Genomic DNA, 15658 nt, shown 5'->3' with positions numbered 1-15658 from the left:
AGGTGCAGCCGTGCTGCACCTCGCCCCCTCGGGCGTCTCGCGTGCCGCTCGCGCGGCGTGGTCTCAGCCGAAGATCGCCGGGAGCGTGCGGGTGTGGACCTCGCGGGCCTCGTCGAGGGGCAGGGTGAACAGCCCGTCGATCTCGAGGGCCTCGACGCCGTCGACGTCATGACCGGCCTCGCCGATCTTCAGGTACGGCACGCCGCGGGCGACGCAGGCGTCGACCAGGCGGACCTCTTCGCCGCGGGGCACCGAGACGAGCACGCGGGCCGTCGACTCGGAGAACAGCGCCTCGAAGTCGCTCACGCCGTCGCGCGCGGTGATCCCGGCGACCGAGACCTTCGCGCCCACGCCGAAGCGCAGGCAGGCCTCGATGAGGCCCTGGACGAGGCCACCCTCGGAGAGGTCGTGCGCGGCGTCGACGAGCTCGTCGCGCGTCGCGTTGACGAGCACCTCCGCGAGGGACTTCTCGGCTGCGAGGTCGAGGCGCGGCGGCACACCACCGAGGTGGGAGTGCTCGACGTCGGCCCAGGCGGAGCCGTCGAGCTCGGCGCGGGTGGTGCCGAGCAGGAAGATGGTCTCCCCTGCCGCGCGCCAGCCGGAGCCCGTCGCACGCGACACGTCGTCGAGGACGCCGAGCACACCGACCACGGGTGTCGGGTGGATCGACGAGTCGATCTGCCCGGGCTCGCCGGTGCCGTTGTAGAGGGAGACGTTGCCGCCGGTGACCGGCACGCCGAGCGTCTGGCAGCCGTCGGCCAGTCCTTCGATCGCCTCGACGAGCTGCCACATGGAGTCGGGGTCCTCGGGCGAGCCGAAGTTCAGGCAGTCGGTGATGGCGAGCGGGCGAGCACCCGTCGCGGCGACGTTGCGGTACGCCTCGGCGAGCGCGAGCTGGGCGCCTGTGCGCGGGTCGAGCTTGGAGTAGCGGCCGTTCGCGTCGGTCGCGAGCGCCACACCGAGCCCGGTGGTCTCGTCGACGCGGATCACGCCGCCGTCGTCGGGCTGGGCGAGCGCAGTGTTGCCCTGCACGAAGCGGTCGTACTGGTCGGTGACCCACGCCTTCGAGGCGAGGTTCGGCGACCCGAGCAGGCGCAGCGCCGTCGCGCGGAGCTCCTCGCCGGTCTCCGGGCGGGCGAGCCCGGCCGCGACCGTCGTGTCGGCGTTGAGGCCGTCCTGCCACGCCGGGCGCGCGTAAGGGCGGTGGTAGACCGGGCCCTCGTGCGCGACGGTCTTGGGGTCGACGTCGACGATCCGCTGGCCGTGGTGGTCGATCGTCAGGCGGCCGGAGCCGTTGACCTCGCCGACGACGGCCGTCTCGACGTCCCACTTGCCGGTGATCGCGAGGAACTCGTCGAGCTTCTCAGGCGTGACGACGGCCATCATGCGTTCCTGGGACTCCGACATGAGGATCTCGCCGGCGTTGAGCGACGGGTCGCGCAGCAGCACGTCGTCGAGCCACACGTGCATGCCGCCGTCACCGTTCGAGGCGAGCTCGGAGGTGGCGCAGGAGATGCCGGCGGCGCCCAGGTCCTGGATGCCCTCGACGACCTTGGCCGAGTACAGCTCGAGGCAGCACTCGATGAGCACCTTCTCCATGAAGGGGTCGCCCACCTGGACGCTCGGGCGCTTGGCGGGGACGCCGTCCTCGAAGGTCTCGGAGGCGAGGATCGACGCGCCGCCGATGCCGTCGCCGCCTGTGCGCGCACCGAAGAGGACCACCTTGTTGCCGACGCCCGAGGCGTTGGCGAGGTGGATGTCCTCGTGGCGCAGCACGCCGAGGCACAGCGCGTTGACGAGCGGGTTGCCCTGGTAGGAGCTGTCGAAGACGAGCTCTCCACCGATGTTCGGCAGACCGAGGGAGTTGCCGTAGCCGCCGACACCGGCGACCACGCCGTGCACGACGCGCGCGGTGTCCGGGTGGTCCACGGCACCGAAGCGCAGCTGGTCCATGACGGCCACGGGGCGCGCGCCCATCGAGATGATGTCGCGGACGATGCCGCCGACGCCCGTCGCCGCACCCTGGTAGGGCTCGACGTAGCTCGGGTGGTTGTGGGACTCGACCTTGAAGGTGACGGCCCAGCCGTCGCCGATGTCGACGACGCCGGCGTTCTCGCCGATGCCGACGAGGAGGTGCTTCTTCATCTCGTCGGTCGTCTTGGCGCCAAAGGTCGACAGGTGCACCTTGGAGGACTTGTACGAGCAGTGCTCGGACCACATGACGGAGTACATCGCGAGCTCAGCAGCCGTGGGGCGGCGTCCGAGGATGTCGCGGATCCGCTGGTACTCCTCGGGCTTGAGGCCCAGCGCTGCGAAGGGCTGCACCTCGTCCGGGGTGCTCGCGGCGTGCTCGACGGTGTCAAGGGTGGGCTTGCTGGGGGCGGTCATCAGATCCCTCATGGGTATGTGCCCTGCGGGGGGCGGGCACGGCTGGCCGAGACGATCGCCAGTTTAGCCGCGGAGGGATCGGCGGGGAGCCACGTCTCACCCGCGCGGGCGGCATCCTTCGTCAGCTGCGCACGCGGCGTCCCAGTCGCGATCCACGCGGGTCAAGAAACGGTCGAGCGAGACGATCACCTAGCCTCAGGGAAGTTGTGCAGCAGCTTGCTGCACACACTCGTCGTCCGTCGTCCAGCACTCAGCCGGTCGCCGCATACCTGACGAGCTCTCGTCGAGGCCACGGCCGAAGCCCGTCACCGCATCCCCTTGAGTGCGAGGTACCCCTCCGCGACCGCGACGTCGACGGCCCGCGGCACCGGCACGACGCAGTCCTGTGGTCCCACTGCGCCCGTGGCGACCTGCGCGAGGCACAGCGTCTGGAGCGAGAACCCGATGTCCATCGACTGGATCGAGTTCCCGCGGGCGCCGGGGCCGGCGAGGTTGACCATGTGACCGCTGCCGAGGACGTGCACTGTGCGGCCGTCGGCGAAGGTGACCGAGCGGACGTCAGGCAGGGTCTCGCATGCCGTCGCACCGGTCTGCGCCTCGATCGCGGCGAGGTCGATCTCGTCGGGCTCGTGACCGGCGTTGGCCAGGATCACGCCGTCGCGCAGCAGGTCGGTGTGCTCGGGCCCGAGGACCCGTCCGCCGCCGGTGACCGTGATGACCACGTCGGCGTCCGCGAGCGCAGTCTCGAGCGACGTCGTCCGGAAGCCGTCCATGAGCGCCCGCAGGCACATGACCGGGTCGGCGTCGACGACGGTCACCTGGCTGCGGGCGTTGCGGAAGGTGTCGGCGACGCCGCGCCCGCACCACCCGTAGCCGACGACCACGACGCGCTCGCCGTGCGTGATCCGGTTGGTGAAGCGCAGGTAGGACTCGAGGACGCTCTGGCCGACGCCGTGCTGGTTCTCTGCGAAGGCCTTGATGGGGCTGTCGTTGATGACGAGCACGGGTAGCCCGAGCGCCGCGCGGTGCGGCTCGAGGACCTGTCGCCCGGAGGTGGTCTCCTCGGTACCGCCGAGCAGCCCGGCGTAGGGGCGCTCGAGGTACCGCAAGAACAGGTCTCCCCCGTTGTCGAGGAGCAGCTGCGGTTCGGCGTCGAGCACCTCGTCGATGTGCCGGGCGCGCACGGCGCGGTCGCGGGTGGGCTCGCCGACCACCCGCACCCCGCTGGCGCGTAAGTGCGCGACGGTCCCGGGCTGCGTGGACCCGAGGTTCCCTGTCGCGACGACCTCGGCGCCTCCGGCACGCAGCGTGGCGACGAGGGCTGCAGTCTTGGGCTCGAGGTGGATCGCGGATCCGATGGTCAGCCCGTCGAAGGGGCGCGTCTGGGCGATCTCCTCGCGGATGCCGGCCATGAGCCGGCACTGCTCGTCGACCCAGGCGATGCGGGCGGCGTCGGTCATGTCGTGTCTCCTCGTCAGGTGCGGCGGGCGTCCCCTCCTGGGTCGCTACGTCCGTCATACGTATGACGACTACTGTAGGACCGTGCCCAGAACCCGGTCAACCACGAGCCCTGCCCGCGGCTCGACGACCGCGACGGAGGTCGCCCGGGCAGCCGGTGTCTCGCAGAGCGCAGTCTCGCTCGTGATGTCCGGCAAGGCCGCGGGGCGGATCGCCCCGGCGACGGCCGCGCACATCCAGGAGGTCGCCCGCTCGCTCGGCTACAGGCCCAACGTCGCCGCCCGCACCCTGCGCACCGGGACCTCGGGGCTGCTCGGCCTCGTCGTCCTCGACGCCTCGCACCCCTTCTACGGCCACATGCTCTCGGCCGCCGACGACGCCGCAGCCGGGCACGGCCTCGCCCTGACGATGATCCAGACGCGCGGGCACGAGGACACCTGGGAGCAACGGCTCGCCGACCAGCTGTCCTCGGGCCACCTCGCGGGCGCGATCGTCTGCGGGGAACGCTTGTCCGAGGGCTCGCCGCTGCGCGACAGGCACGACAGGCTCGTCTTCGTCGAGGTCCCCGAGCCCGGCATGCGGTCGGTCGTCCTCGCGACCGCAGCAGCGGCCGCGGACGCCGTCGCGCTCCTCGCCTCCCACGGCCACAGCGAGATCGCGTACCTCGCCGCCGACTATCCGTCGGCCGTCTTCGCCTCTCGCGTCGCCGACTGCACCGACGCAGCGCGGCGGCACGGCGTCACGCTCCGGACCGACCCGCGGTGGCGGGCGACCTTCGACGTCGAGTCTGCGACGGCAGCCGCCGGACGCCTGCTCGACGACGGCGCCCGAGCCGTGGTGTGCGACGACGACCTGCTCGCCCTCGCCCTGCACCGCGTGGCGGCCGAGCGCCAGGTCACGGTGCCGGACGACCTCGAGATCGTCGGGGTCGGCGACCTCGACACAGCCCGGCTGGTGAGCCCCGAGCTCACGACCGTCAGGCTCCCCGCGACGAGCATCGCGGCTTCGGCGGTCACCCTCCTCCTCGACGCGCTCGCCGGGCGGGAGACCCCGGAGACCACGACCGTCGAGGCTCCGCTCGTCGAACGCGGGACCACCCGGTCCGTCTGAGCGCACGCCCACCCGCGAGCGCCTGTCCGCCAGTGCTAGCGTGCCCAGATGACCGCGCACGCCGACATCTCCGACCTCTCCCTCGACGCCCTCTGGCCCGTCAGCGCCCTGCGCGCCGTCTCCGCCGACGCGCTCGGCGACGGTCGCAGCCTCGAGCTGCGGTACCTCGACGACGAGCTCGTCGTCGACCTTGCCCGTCTCGCGTCACGGGGCGTGCACTCCCCCGACACGATGCCCTTCGACGTTCCGTGGACCCGTGGAACCCCCGTCGAGGTCGCCCGCAGCGTGCTCGCCTACCAGTGGGGCGCGAGGTCACGCCTCTCCCCGGAGTCCTGGGCGCTCGAGCTCGGCGTGCTCGTCGACGGTGTGCCCGTCGGCATCCAGGCGCTCCAGACCGACCAGTTCCTCGTGACTCGCACAGTCGAGACCGGTTCGTGGCTCGGCCTCGAGCACCAGGGCGCAGGGATCGGGACGGCCATGCGGCACCTCGCGCTGCACCTGGCCTTCGACGGCTTCGGCGCCCGTGCGGCGACCACGAGCGCGTGGGAGGACAACCCCGCCTCGAACGCCGTCACCCGCAAGGTCGGCTACGAGCGCGACGGAGCCCGCACCGAGGTGCGCGAGGGTGCCCCAGTCGAGAAGCTGCGCTACAGGATGCGCCGCGATGCGTGGGAGGCCCGCCCGGCCGAGCAGCGCCTCGCCGTGAGCTACGCCGGGGTCGAGAGCACCCGACGGTTCTTCGGCATCGACTGACCGACCCTGCGGGGGCGAGGAATGCGGGGGGCGAGCCCGCGACCTAGGCTGAGACCAACCTTCCCCGCAGGCGCGACGCGAGGAGCGCAGCCTCGGCGTCGAGGCACCGCCAGCGGCACCGCCGCCGCCCAGCACGAGGAGCTCGCATGAGCGCACCACACCCCACCGGGACCACGGCCGACGGCCCGCGCGGCCGCGAGGTCCGGCTCACCCGGCGCTGGCAGGTCGACCCCGGCACGGTCTGGGAGCTCGTGACGGTCTCTGAGCGCCTCGAGCAGTGGGTCGGCCGCTGGGAGGGCGACCCACGCAGCGGCCAGGTCGAGCTCTTCATGACCGCGGAGGGCGACGACGTCGAGGGCGCCGAGTGCACAGTCGTCAGCTGCGACCCGCCGCGGAGCGTCGTCCTCGACACCGCGGTCGGTGACGACAGCTGGCACCTGAGCCTCACGGTCGACCACGACGCGACCTCGGGCATGACGACCCTCACCCTCGCCCAGCTGCTGGCCGACGGCGCCATCGCGGACATCGGGCCGGGCTGGGAGTACTACCTCGACCGCCTGGCCGCGGTGATCGAGGGCCGGGACGTCCACGCAGTCTCCTTCGAGGACTACCACCCGTCGATGAGCGACTACTACGCGGCACTCGCCTGAGGGCAGGCGGCTCAGCACCTCCGACCCCCTACAGCCGCCCCGGCATGAGACTCTGTGTCCATGCTGGACAACGCCTCCCTGTTCCCGGGAAAGCACTTCATCTCCACGGTCCTCGAGGCGCTGGAGACCAAGACCGCGATGAGTAGCGCCCTCGTGCGCCAGTACCTCATGCGCGCGGCCATGGCCGGGGTGATCATCGGTCTCATGTACGGCGTGAACTTCGCCGTGATCGCAGCCTTCGAGGAGGCCGGCGACGGCCTCTACCTCGTCGGCAAGATCGTCGGTGCGCTGTTCTTCGGGTGGGCGCTGGTGTTCATCTACTACAGCAAGTCCGAGCTGCTCACCTCGAACATGATGATCGTGTCGATCGGGCTCTACCACCGGCGCACGACCGTCGGGAAGGCCCTGCGGATCCTCGGCCTGTGCTACGTCGGCAACATCGTCGGCGGCCTGCTCGTGGCGGTCCTGTTCAGGTTCTCGTCGTTGACCTCCGGGGCGACCGGCGAGCTCATGACCGACGCTGTCGACCACAAGCTCGGGTACCTCACCGAGGGGGTCACCGGCTGGACCGACCTGCTGATCCGCGCGGTCCTGTGCAACTTCATGATCAACATCGCGATGCTGCTGGTCTACAACGGGATCATCAAGGACGACCTCACCCGGTGCCTCGTCATGGTGATCAGCGTCTTCGTCTTCGCCTTCCTCGGCCTCGAGCACTCCGTCGCCAACACGGTCCTGTTCTTCGTGGTCGGCCTGCAGGACGGCATCGACGTGGGGCTGGCGGCCGGCAACCTCGGGATCGCCCTGCTCGGCAACCTCCTCGGCGGCGGTCTGCTCATCGGGCTCTACTACGCCTACGTCAACGACGACTCCCGCTTCGTCGCCCGGACCACGCCGGGGGCGTGAGCAGGTCCGCGAGCAACCGGGCAGCAAGGCAGAATTCCCTCATGCCGATCTCCACCCTGCCCACGGTCTCGCGCCGCATCGCCGACGAGCTCGCCGTCGGCGAGCACCAGGTCTCCGCCGCGGTCGCCCTGCTCGACGGGGGCGCGACAGTGCCCTTCGTCGCCCGCTACCGCAAAGAGGCGACTGGAGGCCTCGACGACGCCCAGCTGCGCACCCTCGACGAGCGGCTGCGCTACCTGCGCGAGCTCGACACCCGGCGCACAGCGGTCCTCGCCTCGATCGAGGAGCAGGGGAAGCTCGACGACACGCTCCGGGCCTCGATCATGGCCGCCGAGACCAAGTCCCGGCTGGAGGACATCTACCTCCCCTTCAAGCCGCGCCGGCGCACGCGCGCCCAGATCGCCCGCGAGGCCGGTCTCGAGCCGCTCGCCGACCTCCTGCTGGCCGAACCCGGACGCGACCCGGAGTCCGAGGCCGGGGCCTTCGTCGACGCCGACCGTGGCGTCGCGGACCGCCAGGCGGCGCTCGACGGAGCACGGTCCATCCTCGTGGAGCGCTTCGCCGAGGACGCCGACCTCGTCGGCGAGCTGCGCGAGCGCGCCTGGAAGACCGGGGACCTCGCCGCCCGCGTGGTCGCCGGTCAGGAGACCGCGGGCGAGAAGTTCTCGGACTACTTCGACCACCGCGAGCGCCTCACCAGGGCGCCCTCGCACCGCATCCTGGCCATGTTCCGCGGCGAGAAGGAGGGCGTGCTGACCCTCGAGGTCGACCCCGACCCGCAGCCGGAGGGGGCGCGCCCGGCGGGTGAGCAGTCCGTCTACGAGCGGACCATCGCCTCGCGCTTCGGCATCTCGGCGGCTGGGCGCCCGGGCGACGCGTGGCTGGCGCGGACCGTGCGGCTCGCCTGGCGCGGGCGGGTCGGGATCCGCGTGGACGTCGACCTGCGCCTGCGGCTGCGCGAGCGCGCCGAGGCCGACGCGATCGGCGTGTTCGCGGCGAACCTTCGTGACCTGCTGCTCGCCGCCCCTGCCGGGCCGCGCCCGACGCTCGGGCTCGACCCCGGCTTCCGCACCGGTGTGAAGGTCGCCGTGGTCGACGCGACGGGCAAGGCCGTCGACACCGCGGTGATCCATCCGCACCAGGGTTCGGGCCGCTGGGACCAGTCCCTCGCGACGCTGTCTGCGCTGGTGACGGCGCACGGGGTCGAGCTGGTCGCGATCGGCAACGGCACGGCCTCCCGCGAGACCGACAGGCTGGCGGGCGAGCTGGTCGGCAAGCACCCCGGCCTGACGAAGGTCGTGGTGTCCGAGGCCGGCGCCTCGGTGTACTCCGCGTCCGCCTACGCGAGCGCCGAGCTGCCCGGCATGGACGTCTCGCTGCGCGGCGCGGTGTCGATCGCGCGACGGTTGCAGGACCCTCTCGCCGAGCTCGTCAAGATCGACGCGAGGTCGATCGGTGTCGGGCAGTACCAGCACGACCTCCCGCAGGGCGACCTGTCACGGTCGCTCGACGCCGTGGTCGAAGACGCCGTGAACGGTGTCGGCGTCGACGTGAACACAGCGTCTGTGCCCCTGCTGGCACGGGTGTCGGGGCTGGGGACCTCGCTCGCGGAGTCGATCGTCGCGCACCGTGACGCCCACGGAGCCTTCCCCTCGCGCCGGGCGCTCAAGGACGTACCACGCCTGGGCCCGAAGGCCTTCGAGCAGTCGGCAGGGTTCCTGCGGGTGCGGGGCGGCGACGAGCCCCTCGACGCCTCGGCCGTGCACCCCGAGTCCTACCCCGTGGCGCGCGCGATGGCCAAGCAGGCAGGGTGCGGTCTCGGCGAGCTGATCGGGAGCACCGAGGTGCTGCGCGGGTTGCAGCCCGTCGACTTCGTGGACGAGAAGCACGGTCTGCCGACGGTCCTCGACGTCCTCGCCGAGCTGGAGAAGCCCGGTCGAGACCCTCGCCCGACCTTCGCGGCGGCGCGCTTCGCCGAGGGGGTCGAGAAGGTCGCCGACCTCGTCCCGGGCATGGTGCTCGAAGGGGTCGTCACCAACTGCGCGGCCTTCGGTGCCTTCGTCGACGTGGGCGTCCACCAGGACGGACTCGTGCACGTCTCGGCCCTGTCGGACAGGTTCGTCTCGGACCCCCGCGAGGTCGTCAAGCCGGGTGACGTGGTCAGGGTCAAGGTGCTGACCGTCGACGTCCGCCGCGGCAGGATCGGGCTGACGCTCCGCCTCGACGACCCGGTCCCGGGAGCCGGCGGGGCTGAGGCGGACCCGGCTGCGCGCACCGGGGCAGGCGGCGGTGCGGGCGGCGGCGCAGGCGCGCCGAGGAGCAGAGGCTCCCGGAACGCCGCGGCGACCCGCCGTCCGGAGCAGGGCGGCGCGGTGCCCGACAGGTCGGCGAAGGGTCGCGACGGCAAGGGGGCCACACCCCAGGACCGACCCGCACAAGGAGGCGACCGCCGCCGAGACGGACGGCAGGCCGCCCCGGAGAGTGCGATGGCCGAGGCCCTGCGCCGAGCAGGCTTCGGCAAGAGCTGAGTCCCCACGGCCAGCCCCCGGCCCCCTGCCTGCCACCTGCAGAACCCGCCCCAGGTCGCACAGACAGCGCCGAGGTCGTACGGACACGCCAGAATCAGGCCTGCGCGGGCAAGATTCGGCGTGTCTGTACGACCTCGGCGTCAGGCGTACGACCTCGGCGTGAGAGCGACGACCTCGGCGGGGAGGTGGGTCCCCGTCAGTCCGTCAGGGCGGGGTAGTCGGTGTAGCCCTCGGGGCCGGAGGCGTAGACGGTGGCCTGGTCGAGCTCGTTGAGCTCACGGCCCTCCTGCCAGCGACGGACGAGGTCCGGGTTGGCGATCACGGGGCGGCCGACGGCGACGGCGTCGGAGTGCCCGGCGACGACGATCTCGGTCGCCTCGTCGCGGCTGGTGATGAGGCCGAAGCCGGAGTTGGCGATGGTCGACCCGCCGAAGCGCGTGCGCAGGTCGCGGACGAGAGCACCCGTCGGCTCCTTGTGCAGGATGCTCAGGTACGCCAGGCCCAGCGGCGCGAGGGCGTCGACGAGGCTGCCGTAGACGGCCTGGACGTCGGCCGCGTCGGTCTCGAGCGCACCCTGGATGTTGTGCTCGGGCGAGATGCGGATGCCCACGCGGTCGGCGCCGATCGCCTCGGCCACGGCACGGACGGTCTCGACCACGAAGCGCACGCGGTTCTCGACCGAGCCGCCGTACTCGTCCTCGCGCTGGTTGGACGCCGGCGAGAGGAACTCGTGGAGCAGGTACCCGTTGGCGGAGTGCAGCTCGACACCGTCGAAGCCACCGACCTCCACAGCGTTGCGGCTCGCGGTCACGAAGGCCTCGGTGATGCCGTGGATCTCGTCGACCGTGAGGGCGTGCGGCACGGGGTACGCGACCTTGCCTGCGGGGGTGTGGGTCTCGCCGTCGATGGCGATCGCGCTGGGGCCCTCGACCTGGCGGTCGCCGTTGATCGCGGGGTGGGTGACGCGACCCGCGTGCATGACCTGCGCGACGATCTGGCCGCCACGCTCGTGCACGGCGTCGGTGACGCGGCGCCACCCGGCGAGCTGGGCGTCGGTGACGAGGCCGGGCTGACCGACGAAGCCCTGACCGGCGTGCGTCGGGTACGTGCCCTCGCTGACGATGAGGCCGACGCTCGCGCGCTGCGCGTAGTAGTCGACGACGATGTCGCCCGGGATGCCCTCGGAGCCCGAGCGCATGCGGGTGAGGGGCGCCATGACGACGCGGTTGGCGAGCGTCAGCGCACCGAAGGTGACGGGGGTGAAGAGGTCGGTCATGGGTGGTCCGTTCGTCGGGGAGAGATGACGTCGTCGCTGGGTGGGCGCCTGGAGCGCTGCTGGGCGCTCGTCGGCACCGCGACGACCCGCAGGTGCCAACCGTCGGCGGGTCCGGATGCTTCCAGAGGTGGCGTACATCACTGGCCTGCGACCTGGCCTGACCTCCGACCCGGCCATCCTCTCCACAGGTCCTCCTGGTCGCGTCGCTAGAGTCGTGGGGCGCGACTACGCCCCACCAGGCGCTTCAGCACTCAGGCACGCAACCCCCGGTCGCACGCCCGGTCTGAGTACGCACCCAGTTCGACAACACCCCGCCGTCAGCGCACCGCCGAGGAGGAGACCCGCGTGACCCGACCGACCCGCGCGGCCCGAGGAGCCGGGTCCGCCGCTGTGCCAGGCACGGCCGCGAGCGCACTCCTCGTCCTGGCGCTGCTCGCGGGCTGCGGCGGCTCGCCGGACCAGCACTCCCCCTCCACGACGTCGTCGCCGAGCGCAGAGTCGACAGGCGGACCGACCGCCGGGTCCGACACCGCGGGGCCCCCGCCCGCGCCGACCGAGGACCCGACGACCAGCCCGTCGAGCGAGCCGTCGCCCGCCAGTCCATCCCTCGTCGTGCACGCAGACGTGTCCTCGGGCGCCGTCGTCCTCGACCACGAGTCGGCGGGCACGAGCCCGGAGACCGGCGAGCCTGCGACGGTCTCCTCGGTCCCCGACGCAGACACCGGCGCCGTCCTGACCCTCACGCTCCCTGACCCGCAGACCTCGGTCTCCCTCGACGTCCCTGCGGCGCCGGGCGGCGCCGCCCGCAGCGAGGCGGACCGCTCGGCGGCTGTCACGAGCGCCGACGACCGGCTCGTGCTCGGTGTGTCGTCCCCCGAGAGCACCGCCCCCGACGGGTCCCACCCACCGGTCCGCTGGTCGGCCGACGACGACGGACCACGCCTCGTCCTCGACCTCGGTGACGTCGACCCCGCAGACTTCCCGCTCGTCGTGACCACGCACCTGGGCGCCTCCGTCGTCGCGTCGACCTCGTGGGGCGAGCGCGAGGGCGGGCGGTCGCTCGCGGTCACCCCGACAGACTGGGGCCGGGTCTCCGGGGCGACCGGGAGCGTCTTCGCGTGGGCCGACCTGCTGGCCGCAGACCCGACGGCTGACACCCCCGGCATGGAGGAACAGCTGCAGTGCCACCTGCTCGGCGCGCGGGAGAAGGCCACCTGGAACCTCGAGCCGTGGCGCCCTGCCGTGAGCCTCGTCGAGTACGCGCTCGCACGCTGCAACCCGACCTGAGGCGCGTGCCAGCAGTCCACCGGGCGCACGCCGGGGCACGCTCACCCGGGCGCACGGCCAGCACCCGAGGACGCGTCGTCCCCGACACCCCCGACCCGCACCCGGCCCGCCGAGGCCTCAGCCCTGCGCCGCCTCCGGCGCCGGTCGAGCGGGCCGGCTCGTGAGGGCGATCGCGACGCACACGAGCACCAGGCCGACGATCTCGAGCCCGTGCGGCACCTGCCCGAGCATCACGACGCCGACGAGCAGCGCCGAGACCGGGAGGATCGCGAGCAGGATCGCGAACTGCGCGGGGCGCAGCCTGCGGAGCACCACCTGGTCGATCGCGTAGGGGATGACCGAGGAGGCGACCGCGACGCCGACGAGCGCCAGCGCGCTCTGGCACCCGCCGAGCAGCGGCAGCGCGCCGGGCCCTGCGAAGGGCGCGAAGACGAGCGCCCCGGCCACCATCGCGAGGGCGAGCGGGGCCAGCCCTGTCCCCTGGGCCGAGACCCGGCGCCCCAGCAGGATGTACCCGGCCCAGGCTGCCGCGGCCGCGAAGATCAGCACGAGACCGACGACAGCGCCCTCTCCCCCGGCGTCGACGGTCACCCCGGCGAGCAGCACGACACCGCAGAGCGCGAGCGCGATGGCGACGCGCTCGCGGACCCCCTTCCCGGTGAGCGCGGCGACCGCGACAGGGCCGAGGAACTCCATCGCGACGGCGTTGCCGAGCGGCAGGTGCTCGAGCGCCGCGTAGAAGGTGAGGTTCATGGTCGCCAGGACCACGCCGAAGAGCACGCAGGCCAGCAGCGTCTGCCGGGTCCAGCGGGTCCGCCACGGACGCCCCCACACGACGAGCACGAGGGCCGCGACGGCGATGCGCGCCCACCCGACCGAGACCGCCGACGCTGTGTCGAAGAGGCCGACAGCGATCCCGGCCCCGAGGTACTGGCAGACCCCCGAGAGCAGGAACAGCAGCGGGGCAGGGAGTCTGTGCACGTGCACACCTTCTCCCACGACCCGCCGCTCGTCCACATCGTCGAGCGCGGAGGCTCCGGCGTCGTGCGCCCGGCCCCCCTGCGGCCGGGTGCGCGACGGCTCTCGAGCCCTCCGCGGCTACAGGGTCTTCTTGGCCAGCGACTTCTCCGACACCGGTTCCTCGCCGCTCGCCCGCGCCACCCGCCGGGCCTCGCGCGCCTCGTCCTGGCGCCGCTTCTCGACGCCTGAGGCGATGGTCGCGCGGATGTGCTCCGGCCCGTAGCCGAAGCCGTCCACGAGGTCCTGCGCGTAGGGCCGCAGCCGCGCGACGAGACGGTCGATGTACGACGAGACCGTCCGTGCGCGCTGCCCCGAGAGGCGCCCGTGGATGAGGTACCAGGCGAGGTTCTTCTCGATCACCGAGAGGCCGAAGAGGTCACGGACCCAGGTGAGGACCAGCTGCGTGCCGGGGTCGTCGACGTCCCCGAGGGCCTTGCTGAAGGCTTCCCACTGCACCAGGTCGGCGTGGGCCCGGGCCGCCTCGATGAGCTCGTGCTGGTGCGCGTTGAACAGCGCCGCAGCCTCCTCCCGGGGCAGCTTCGCGCTGGGCCGCAGGGCTGCGGCGAGGTCGGCGACCATCGTGTCGACGCGGTCGGTGAGCAGCTCGCGCTGCGCCTGCTCCTCGCGGAGGTGACCCGCCGACCGGCGCACCTCGCCGCGGTCCTGGATCGCCTGCGCCACGCGGCTCAACGGCGTGCGGTACAGCACGCTGTCGGCCGCCCGCTCGACGACGAACCTGGCCATGCCCACGCCGTCGATGCCCTTGAACCCGGCGGCGTAGTCGGCCAGGAGCCGCTTGCCCACGAGCTGGAGCAGGACGGTGTTGTCTCCCTCGAAGGTGACGTAGACGTCGAGGTCGGCGCGCAGCGAGACGAGCCGGTTCTCGGTGAGGAACCCTTGCCCGCCGCAGGCCTCGCGCGCGGTCTGGAGCGTCTCGAGGGCCCGCCAGGTCGAGATCGGCTTGAGGGCCGCGGCCATGGTCTCGAGGTCTTCGCGGGCCTCGGGTGTGTCGGTCTCGCCCGAGAACACCGCGTGGAAGAGGTCGAGCAGACGGTCGTGGGCGAAGTGCCCGGCGTAGGCCTGGGCGACCAGGGGCAGCAGCCGACGCTGGTGCTCGCCGTAGTCGAGCAGCACGGTCTCGTCGGACCCTGTCGCGGACGAGAACTGGCGGCGCTCGTTGCCGTAGCGCACAGCCGTGGCGAGGGCGATCTTGCTGGCCACCCCAGCGGCGCCGTCGAGGGACACGCGTCCCTGGACGAGGGACCCGAGCATGGTGAAGAACCGGCGTCCGGGACTCTCGATCGGCGAGGTGTACGTGCCGTCGGGGGCGACCTGACCGTAGCGGGCGAGCAGGTTCTCGCGCGGGACACGGACGTGGTCGAAGTGCAGACGACCGTTGTCGATCCCGTTGAGACCGCCCTTGAGCCCGTCGTCCTCTCCCCCGACCCCGGCGACGAAGGCCCCGGTGCTGCCGTCGGGGAGGGTCTCGCGGATGGTCGTGTAGAAGGCGTGGACACCGTGGTTGACGCCGTGGGTGACGAGCTGGGCGAAGACCACGGCCGCTGTGCCGTGCTGGGCTGCGTTGCCGAGGTAGTCCTTCCACGCCGCCCGGAAGGGCGTGTGGAGGACGAACTCTTCGGTGGCCTCGTCGTAGGTGGCTGTCGTCGCGATGCTCGCGACGTCCGAGCCGTGCCCGGTCTCGGTCATCGCGAAGGCCCCGGGGACGTCGATGCTCATCGCGCCGGGCAGCAGCCTGTCGTGCTGCTCGGGGGTCCCCAGGTGCAAGATCGCCGCACCGAAGAGCCCCCACTGGACGCCGGCCTTGATCTGGAGCGACGGGTCGGCGACGAGCAGCTCTTCGAAGCCCGCGATGTTGCCACCTGCGTCGTCGGAGCCGCCGAGCCGCTCGGGGAAGGCCCGCAGCACCTCGGCCTCCTCGACGAGCAGCTTGAGCTGGCCGATGACCCGCTCACGCGCGTCGGCCATGCTAGCGCCCTCGACCTTGGCGAAGCGCGGGTCTGCGCCGATCTCGCGAGACCGCCGACGCAGCGCGGCCCAGCGGCCGAGCATGAGGGTCTGGAGCCCGGGGACGTCGACAGTCGGCTGGTCTCCGTCTGCGCGGGTGGAGGGACGGGCGGCGGGTCGGGTTCTTTGGCGGTCCGAGACGGTGGTCATGGCGGGACTCCTTGGTGCAGACGACGGTGTCTGGGGTGTCTGGGATAGCTGACTTCTGAGTGCGGGGGTCGGAGGGCTGGAGGGTCGCAGCGGACAGAGGGTCGCAA

11 protein-coding genes are annotated in these 15658 nt (G+C 72.3%); 6 read left to right on the top strand and 5 right to left on the bottom strand.

Features of this window, described 5'->3' with window-relative positions; translation table 11 throughout:
- Nucleotides 1–63: 63 nt before the first annotated feature.
- On the bottom strand, nucleotides 64–2388 hold the full coding sequence (gene purL, locus HZZ10_RS17815) for a phosphoribosylformylglycinamidine synthase subunit PurL (protein ID WP_179914542.1): 2325 nt from the start codon (nucleotides 2386–2388) through the stop codon (nucleotides 64–66).
- A gap of 305 nt (nucleotides 2389–2693) precedes the next feature.
- On the bottom strand, nucleotides 2694–3848 hold the full coding sequence (locus HZZ10_RS17810; RefSeq protein ID WP_056127429.1) for an adenosylhomocysteinase: 1155 nt from the start codon (nucleotides 3846–3848) through the stop codon (nucleotides 2694–2696).
- A gap of 82 nt (nucleotides 3849–3930) precedes the next feature.
- On the opposite strand from HZZ10_RS17810, the gene HZZ10_RS17805 reads away from it, so the two are divergent.
- From HZZ10_RS17805 to HZZ10_RS17785, 5 genes are all read left to right on the top strand, one after another.
- Entirely contained in the window at nucleotides 3931–4956 is a 1026-nt protein-coding gene (locus HZZ10_RS17805; RefSeq protein WP_179914541.1) for a LacI family DNA-binding transcriptional regulator, read from the top strand.
- Between the two features lie 48 nt (nucleotides 4957–5004).
- Entirely contained in the window at nucleotides 5005–5709 is a 705-nt protein-coding gene (locus tag HZZ10_RS17800) for a GNAT family N-acetyltransferase (RefSeq protein WP_179914540.1), read from the top strand.
- 146 nt (nucleotides 5710–5855) lie between these two features.
- Nucleotides 5856–6359 (top strand): SRPBCC domain-containing protein, encoded by a 504-nt coding sequence (locus HZZ10_RS17795; RefSeq protein WP_179914539.1) that lies wholly within the window; start codon nucleotides 5856–5858, stop codon nucleotides 6357–6359.
- A 60-nt stretch (nucleotides 6360–6419) separates the two neighbouring features.
- Nucleotides 6420–7265, top strand: coding sequence for a formate/nitrite transporter family protein (locus tag HZZ10_RS17790; RefSeq protein WP_179914538.1), 846 nt, complete (start codon nucleotides 6420–6422; stop codon nucleotides 7263–7265).
- A 41-nt stretch (nucleotides 7266–7306) separates the two neighbouring features.
- On the top strand, nucleotides 7307–9793 hold the full coding sequence (locus HZZ10_RS17785; protein WP_179914537.1) for a Tex family protein: 2487 nt from the start codon (nucleotides 7307–7309) through the stop codon (nucleotides 9791–9793).
- A gap of 196 nt (nucleotides 9794–9989) precedes the next feature.
- Here HZZ10_RS17785 and HZZ10_RS17780 read toward each other — a convergent pair whose 3' ends face one another.
- Nucleotides 9990–11069, bottom strand: a complete 1080-nt coding sequence (locus tag HZZ10_RS17780; RefSeq protein WP_179914536.1) for an alkene reductase — start codon at nucleotides 11067–11069, stop codon at nucleotides 9990–9992.
- A gap of 345 nt (nucleotides 11070–11414) precedes the next feature.
- On the opposite strand from HZZ10_RS17780, the gene HZZ10_RS19935 reads away from it, so the two are divergent.
- Complete coding sequence (locus HZZ10_RS19935) at nucleotides 11415–12356, top strand: DUF2599 domain-containing protein (protein ID WP_179914535.1); 942 nt, start codon at nucleotides 11415–11417, stop codon at nucleotides 12354–12356.
- Between the two features lie 117 nt (nucleotides 12357–12473).
- Here HZZ10_RS19935 and HZZ10_RS17770 read toward each other — a convergent pair whose 3' ends face one another.
- Together HZZ10_RS17770 and HZZ10_RS17765 are read right to left on the bottom strand one after the other, a co-directional pair.
- Nucleotides 12474–13337, bottom strand: a complete 864-nt coding sequence (locus tag HZZ10_RS17770) for an EamA family transporter (protein WP_308507616.1) — start codon at nucleotides 13335–13337, stop codon at nucleotides 12474–12476.
- 117 nt (nucleotides 13338–13454) lie between these two features.
- Nucleotides 13455–15551: an acyl-CoA dehydrogenase family protein gene (locus HZZ10_RS17765; RefSeq protein WP_179914533.1), complete on the bottom strand. Its 2097-nt coding sequence runs from the start codon at nucleotides 15549–15551 to the stop codon at nucleotides 13455–13457.
- Nucleotides 15552–15658: the final 107 nt, after the last annotated feature.

This window comes from Sanguibacter inulinus (genome assembly GCF_013415325.1).
Lineage (GTDB): Bacteria > Actinomycetota > Actinomycetes > Actinomycetales > Cellulomonadaceae > Sanguibacter > Sanguibacter inulinus.
Note: the sequence above shows the minus strand (reverse complement) of the source record. Positions and strands in the feature narration are given on the sequence as shown.

What these genes read in the sequence shown, in the direction of transcription:
- purL (WP_179914542.1), bottom strand. Translation starts at nt 2,388, where the DNA reads ATGACCGCCCCCAGCAAGCCCACCCTTGACACCGTCGAGCACGCCGCG.
- HZZ10_RS17790 (WP_179914538.1), top strand. Translation starts at nt 6,420, where the DNA reads ATGCTGGACAACGCCTCCCTGTTCCCGGGAAAGCACTTCATCTCCACG.
- HZZ10_RS17785 (WP_179914537.1), top strand. Translation starts at nt 7,307, where the DNA reads ATGCCGATCTCCACCCTGCCCACGGTCTCGCGCCGCATCGCCGACGAG.
- HZZ10_RS17810 (WP_056127429.1), bottom strand. Translation starts at nt 3,848, where the DNA reads ATGACCGACGCCGCCCGCATCGCCTGGGTCGACGAGCAGTGCCGGCTC.
- HZZ10_RS17765 (WP_179914533.1), bottom strand. Translation starts at nt 15,551, where the DNA reads ATGACCACCGTCTCGGACCGCCAAAGAACCCGACCCGCCGCCCGTCCC.
- HZZ10_RS17795 (WP_179914539.1), top strand. Translation starts at nt 5,856, where the DNA reads ATGAGCGCACCACACCCCACCGGGACCACGGCCGACGGCCCGCGCGGC.
- HZZ10_RS17780 (WP_179914536.1), bottom strand. Translation starts at nt 11,069, where the DNA reads ATGACCGACCTCTTCACCCCCGTCACCTTCGGTGCGCTGACGCTCGCC.
- HZZ10_RS17800 (WP_179914540.1), top strand. Translation starts at nt 5,005, where the DNA reads ATGACCGCGCACGCCGACATCTCCGACCTCTCCCTCGACGCCCTCTGG.